The sequence below is a fragment of the Allobosea sp. P4_C6 genome (genome assembly GCF_056402015.1).
The window spans coordinates 1-746 of record NZ_JBFUIF010000318.1 but is presented as its reverse complement, the minus strand read 5'-3'; the positions used below and the strand labels follow the sequence as shown (position 1 = coordinate 746).

The 746-nt window shown below is 57.2% G+C and carries 1 protein-coding gene; it reads right to left on the bottom strand.

Features of this window, described 5'->3' with window-relative positions; genetic code table 11:
- A partial coding sequence (locus AC1DVA_RS28910) for a hypothetical protein (RefSeq protein ID WP_476808207.1) occupies positions 1-181 on the bottom strand: 181 nt, incomplete at its 3' end.
- Positions 182-746 lie beyond the last annotated feature (565 nt).

Here is a 746-nt window from a genome sequence, read left to right as displayed (position 1 = left end):
GCAGTGCCTCGATCGACGCCTGCGTCGGCAGTTGCGCCATCGCTGGCGCGACTGCAAGCGATGCAGTCAGAGCGAATCCTCCCAAGCTGAACAACCGGCAGATGCGACGACCCGGTGCGATGCCATGACCGCCTGCTGATACTTGCGACATGCGTCCTCCAAGCTCATGGCCATCGGTCATCTGGAGAGGTCTGACCCTGCAAGCTTGCGCCAAAGTATGGCGGCCAGCGATTGAAGTGCAAACGAAAGATTCCGTTTCGACGATCCTTGGTTGATCATTCCATAGCGAGACGACGGATTTCCATCGGCGATTGCCGAGCGCCCCGCGCCGACGCAGGAGGCAAGACAAGAATCCGTAAATTCAGGAATGGATTTCTTGTCTCGACGCAAGGATCAATGTTTGCCGTTGCGATGGACTTGTCGGATAACCAGTTAAATTTAAGATTTCATACAGTAGCTTAAACCAATTATCAAAGTCCCTCTCCTATCAACTTTCTCGTGAAGCTTGGGCTCACGGTCGATCTTTCGAAATCCTGAATGTCCGCGGCAGCTTCGCAGCCCAGCATGCCGGTCAGGCGGCCAGGATAGCCTTGATCTGACGCCAGCTCTCTGCATCGGGCGCGCAGAGCAAACCGGGGGATGGCCGTCCCGCGCGATGAACGCTGCCGTCAAGCATTGACATAGACGAGCTCATCGCCCTTTCGCGCAGCCACCGGCCGTTGCCGCCTAGCGCAACGGCCGAGGGT